The sequence below is a fragment of the Proteus mirabilis ATCC 29906 genome (assembly GCF_000160755.1).
Taxonomy (GTDB): domain Bacteria; phylum Pseudomonadota; class Gammaproteobacteria; order Enterobacterales; family Enterobacteriaceae; genus Proteus; species Proteus mirabilis.
Map to the genome: position 1 here is coordinate 263,437 of NZ_GG668577.1, position 5,208 is coordinate 268,644.

At 37.3% G+C, this 5,208-nt stretch carries 7 protein-coding genes and 3 pseudogenes; all 10 read left to right on the top strand.

Going from position 1 to position 5,208, the window contains the following annotated elements; all coding sequences use genetic code 11:
• Nucleotides 1-123: 123 nt before the first annotated feature.
• A pseudogene (locus HMPREF0693_RS19810) lies at nt 124-271 on the top strand (RHS repeat-associated core domain-containing protein); the annotation flags it as partial.
• A gap of 421 nt (nt 272-692) precedes the next feature.
• The gene (locus HMPREF0693_RS07660) at nt 693-1,103 is read left to right on the top strand and encodes a hypothetical protein (protein ID WP_004244643.1); all 411 of its coding nucleotides are present in this window, start codon (nt 693-695) and stop codon (nt 1,101-1,103) included.
• 3 nt (nt 1,104-1,106) lie between these two features.
• Nucleotides 1,107-2,477 (top strand): annotated as a pseudogene (locus tag HMPREF0693_RS19865) (RHS repeat-associated core domain-containing protein); the annotation flags it as partial.
• Nucleotides 2,478-2,490: 13 nt separating this feature from the next.
• Nucleotides 2,491-2,913: a tetratricopeptide repeat protein gene (locus tag HMPREF0693_RS07675; protein WP_004244647.1), complete on the top strand. Its 423-nt coding sequence runs from the start codon at nt 2,491-2,493 to the stop codon at nt 2,911-2,913.
• Nucleotides 2,914-2,987: 74 nt separating this feature from the next.
• A complete protein-coding gene (locus HMPREF0693_RS18900) occupies nt 2,988-3,155 on the top strand; it encodes a hypothetical protein (RefSeq protein WP_155115351.1) in 168 nt (55 codons plus the stop codon).
• Between the two features lie 38 nt (nt 3,156-3,193).
• On the top strand, nt 3,194-3,412 hold the full coding sequence (locus tag HMPREF0693_RS07680; RefSeq protein ID WP_004244649.1) for a hypothetical protein: 219 nt from the start codon (nt 3,194-3,196) through the stop codon (nt 3,410-3,412).
• 167 nt (nt 3,413-3,579) lie between these two features.
• Nucleotides 3,580-3,810: pseudogene (locus tag HMPREF0693_RS19480) on the top strand (immunity 22 family protein); the annotation flags it as partial.
• Between the two features lie 119 nt (nt 3,811-3,929).
• Nucleotides 3,930-4,283, top strand: coding sequence for a hypothetical protein (locus HMPREF0693_RS07690; protein ID WP_004244651.1), 354 nt, complete (start codon nt 3,930-3,932; stop codon nt 4,281-4,283).
• A 2-nt stretch (nt 4,284-4,285) separates the two neighbouring features.
• Nucleotides 4,286-4,741, top strand: a complete 456-nt coding sequence (locus HMPREF0693_RS07695) for a hypothetical protein (protein ID WP_036894563.1) — start codon at nt 4,286-4,288, stop codon at nt 4,739-4,741.
• Between the two features lie 105 nt (nt 4,742-4,846).
• Nucleotides 4,847-5,140: an RHS domain-containing protein gene (locus HMPREF0693_RS07700; RefSeq protein ID WP_004244654.1), complete on the top strand. Its 294-nt coding sequence runs from the start codon at nt 4,847-4,849 to the stop codon at nt 5,138-5,140.
• Nucleotides 5,141-5,208 lie beyond the last annotated feature (68 nt).

The following is a 5,208-nucleotide window of genomic DNA, read 5'->3' on the forward strand; positions in this document are numbered from 1 at the left end:
TTTAATCGTGAACAGAACCTGCGTTTTCAAGGGCAGTATTTCGACAAAGACAAATTTGTCGGGAACAAATTTGAACAGCGCTTGCGCTGGCCCGTAGGGCGAGTATCAGGATGATACGAGTATACTGGCCTGCATTATAATACGTTCAGGTACTATGCCCCAGATTTAGGCCGTTTTACCCAACAAGACCCAATAGGGTTGGCAGGGGGGATAAATTTATATGCTTATGCGCCAAATCCATTGACATGGGTGGATCCGTGGGGTTGGAGTTGTGGTCCTAAATTAAAAACTGAAGCAGATTATAAAAAGGCTATTCAAAATTTAGAATCGCAGCATGGTGCTTTAAATGCTCATGGATTAAGAAGACATGGAGCGGGGACAACCTTAGAGCAACAACAATATAGAGCCAGAACAGGTAACTCACCTGATAATCATTATACAATAGTTCTTGATAGAAAAACGTTAGGAAGAAGCGCACCTTCATCCACAAGATTTCTGAGTTATAAAGATCAATATGACGCTATTTCGCAAGTACTTAAATATGCTGGCTCGAATAAAGCAATTGATATAGATATGGGACGTATAGTTGCAGAAGGATATCAAAGTGGTGGAAGAATATATGGTTCAACATCAAAAATAAGAGCTTATTTTGATGCAAATGGAAAATTAATTACAATATTTGGAATCTTATAATGAAGCAAATCATTATTAGCGAAGGTTATCTTGTTAGCTTTTGGGTACCTATTTGTGAAGGGTATATTATCCCTGAAAAATACAGAGGATTAAACTTAAATAATCATGATAGTGCTGTGAAACTTATTAATGATTACTTAGTCCCTATGGCTAGGAAATACAAATCAAAATCATGGCATTATTTTTTTAAAGAAACATTAAGATATGCTATAAATTTTTGGAGTAACGAACGATTAATTAATATTTATATGGGGGTATTACCTGAAATACCTCCACCTCAAAGTAAGTATATTAAAATGAAAGATTTTTATTTGTTAATTTGGACTGGAATGTACCCTAATGAAGAATGTGTTGTATATACACCTGAACTTTATAAAGAAGTTCCTTCCGTAGAAATAGGATCATTCTAGTTTATCGAGTGCAGTGTCAGTTATGGTCAAACGGGCGAGGTTTTTACCGCCGGACATTGGTACTACCACAGTTATCAGTACGACCCGCTGGGGCAGTTGACGGCGCATTTAGGGTCGGTGCAAACCGAACACTTTCTGTATGATGCAGCGGCCAATTTACTGACCCGTCCACACACCGAAGCACCGCATAACCAAGTACAAGGCAGTGATAAATTTGATTATCGCTACGACGGTTTTGGTCGCATGGTATCGCGCTATGAAAAAGGCAGTAGCTCGGGGCAACGTTATCACTATGACAGTGACCACCGCATTATCGCGGTGGATATCGACCAAGGGCCCTTAGGGTATCAGCGAGCGGAATACCGCTACGATATCTTAGGGCGCCGGATTGAAAAACGGTTATGGAAAGCCAGTGCGATTGCCAATACGGTGACCTATCATCAACATGAGCCGGATGAAGTGTACACTTTTGGCTGGGTAGGGATGCGACTGGTGTCTGAGCACAGCAGCGCAGCGCCCCATACCACGGTTTATCATGCTTACAATGACCAAAGTTATACGCCTCTTGCTCGCATTGAATGCACGGATAACCCGCTTAATCCGCAACGGGCGATTTATTATACGCACAGCAGTTTAAGTGGCTTACCGGAAGCGTTGACCAACAGTGAGGGTGAAATAGTCTGGCAAGGGCAATACAGTGCTTGGGGACAATTACAGCGTCAAACCCGCCCCACAAGCACATTTAATCGTGAACAGAACCTGCGTTTTCAAGGGCAGTATTTCGACAAAGACAAATTTGTCGGGAACAAATTTGAACAGCGCTTGCGCTGGCCCGTAGGGCGAGTATCAGGATGATACGAGTATACTGGGTTACATTATAATACGTTCAGGTACTATGCCCCGGATTTAGGCCGTTTTACCCAGCAAGACCCAATAGGGTTGGCAGGGGGGATAAATTTATATGCTTATGCGCCGGATCCATTGACATGGGTGGATCCGCTTGGATTATCTTGTCGTAATAATTATTTAGGACGAACTCCAGGAAAAAATAGCCGGACAGGGCGAGAAGTTATAGCTCGAATGAGGCGAGATGGAGATGTACTGGATGTTAATGGGCAGACAATTTTTAAAGCATCGGATGGAAATTGGTATCCATTGCGCGAAGCTGACATGTCACATAAAACAGATGCTGTGACATGGTGGAATAATACTGGTAGATATTTAGGGCCGAAATCTAAATCCGTTAGAAATTGGATGTTGGATTCGAAAAATTACTATCTGGATCATTATTCACTTAACCGTTCCGCCGGGGCTCAAATTGGTCAGGTATACTTGCCGCCTGTACTACCTATACAGCCACCAATAGTGAAATAAGGAATATAAAATTATGGCGTCATTTAATCCTTTAATACTTAAAATGATAAGTGAAGGTAATAAACTCTATTCTCAGGGAAATGTTGATGAAGCAATAAATAACTCCATTTCTGTTTTAAATGAATTAGATGTTATCTATGGGGATAGGTACAAAAGTGAAGAAGCTCGATTAGTAATGATGAGCTTATATGATATCTATTTTTCTCGTGGTGATTATATAGAAGCCAAAAAGTGGGCGTCTGATATTTTTAAGTGCAATATCCCTGATATTGCCACATCCGAATTAGTTAATTTAGGCGCCGTTTGCTTGGAGCTGGGTGAAAATGATGAGGCTTATGAATGCTTTATAAAAGCTTATAAGAAAGGTAAGAATAGAGCATTTAAAGAATACCCATCTAAATATTGGGAGTTTTTTAAATCGAGGTATAAAGAGTAGTAGAAAGTCGAGTAAGAGTTTAATTTTTTGAAATGCCCTAATAGTTGGGTAACCAATTGCTGGGGAGATTTTTTGTGTCAAAAAACAGTCGTGATTTAAAAATTATAGTTACTAGTCAACTTTTGGCTGATAATGAGTGGTTTAACTCAGCAAGTGTAAGTGATATTGTTGAGAATAAAGATGCCGTGTCCGCTGCATTGCGTGGTACAGGGGAAAACATGAATTATTTCCTGTTTCTCTAGCGACAAAAACAAAAGAATTAGGCTTTACGGCAGAAGAATTGAAACGTTATGTTGTCGATACTAATAGAATCATATTTACAAATGTTACAGATTCAAAAGGAGTGTTACTAGCAGATGGAGGACATCATGGTAGCCGAGCTGGTAGACATTTTCATAATAAATTAATTTCTGATGTAGAATCTGCCAATTCTAAATTGGAAGCTAAGAAAATCATTGGCAAACATCATCGTGAACATATGCGATTAAAAGGATGTTAAGTATGAAAAATAAAATCCATTTGTGGATAGGTAGTAATTTTTTACCTGAATAACAATACATAAGCTACTTTCAGTTGGACTATTCTGTTGAAGGAGATTTTGATGATCCTAACTATAAAATATGTGAGTTTTGTAAGGATATAGGTCTGAAATGATATGATGAGGATTTTATAGAGATCATACCAAGGCATAAAGAAGATGTTTCTTTAGATGATATTCTAGTTGATGCTGCAGTTGATAGTAGTGAGTTAAATATAATTAAAGGAAAATGTAATAATTTGGGAATAAAAAAAGCAAATGCGATTTTTTGGTATCAAAATAAAGATTTTGAAATAAAAAAAACAATAATGGATTTTTATAATGGATTGAAATATATAGGTCTATTTCAAGCTGATTGAACATTCTTATATTTAATAATAATCTTTAGCCCATATATTGCCTGCTATTGGCTATAATAACACATCAAAGCAGGTAAATCATATTATATCCATGTTACTTCTCGATTAATGAGTTAGGTTTGTTATTTCTGATAACCTTCGAGAAACTCTCACTGTCTGATGTTGATGATTGGTGGGTTAAGGGTGCTCATGTAGATATTGATAAAATAGAAATTGCTATAAAACCAGGTAAATATGGACAAATAATATACAAGCCTGTATTTAGTAAAACAGATGTTAATACAGTAGCCTGGAAAAAAGCAATAGAAAAATTAGATCTATACTTATCTGATACAAAAAATAAAATAAAAGTCGTTGATTATCTTGAAAAGGCAAAAGTGAGATGGCCTGATAAAGCCGCTGAGTGGAGTCACTTACAAAAAGCCTTGAATCAAAATACCGCAATAAAAGGTATAACAGGAAAAGGTTGTTAATTATGATAAATTTATCAATGGATATAATAGATATAATTAATAAAGGATCAATATTCAATTCTATCACTTCTAATGATGAAAGAATATGCTTGCTATCATATTCACATGAAGAGTTTTTCAGAAACGCTAAGATTTATACTATTAATATTAATGGTTTTTATATTGAAATCTGTATTGCTAAACTATCTAATAGAAGTTATGAAAGTATTTGTTTGAATCAAGATGTGAATGCTTCAGGTGTTGATATAAATATATCAGATAAGTTTAGAGTAATGACGCAAACAGAAGAACAACTATTAAAACAAAAAAATATATCATTACCCGATTATTCTATATTTATAGATTCTAAAATAGAACAAGTAGAATTACATTTTCATAATGGGTGTAAGCTTATTTATGAAAACAAACACTCATTTCCATCAGTTTTGATTAATCCTTTATTTATAATGAGTAACTAATATTTTTATATAAAAGAATTTTATGAGCGAGCGGAATACCGCTACGATATCTTAGGGCGCCGGATTGAAAAACGGTTATGGAAAGCCAGTGCGATTGCCAATACGGTGACCTATCACCAACATGAGCCGGATGAAGTGTACACCTTTGGCTGGGTAGGGATGCGATTGGTATCTGAGCACAGCAGCGCAGCGCCCCATACCACGGTTTATCATGCTTACAATGACCAAAGTTATACGCCTCTAGCCCGCATTGAATGCACGGATAACCCGCTTAATCCACAACGGGCGATTTATTATACGCACAGCAGTTTAAGTGGCTTACCGGAAGCGCTGACCAACAGTGAGGGTGAAATCGTTTGGCAAGGGCAATACAGTGCTTGGGGGCATTTACAGCGTTAAACCCGCCCCACAAGCACATTTAATCGTGAACAGAACCTGCGTTTTCAAGGGCAGTATTTCGACAAAGA

What these genes read in the sequence shown, in the direction of transcription:
- HMPREF0693_RS07675 (WP_004244647.1), top strand. Translation starts at nt 2,491, where the DNA reads ATGGCGTCATTTAATCCTTTAATACTTAAAATGATAAGTGAAGGTAAT.
- HMPREF0693_RS07660 (WP_004244643.1), top strand. Translation starts at nt 693, where the DNA reads ATGAAGCAAATCATTATTAGCGAAGGTTATCTTGTTAGCTTTTGGGTA.
- HMPREF0693_RS07695 (WP_036894563.1), top strand. Translation starts at nt 4,286, where the DNA reads ATGATAAATTTATCAATGGATATAATAGATATAATTAATAAAGGATCA.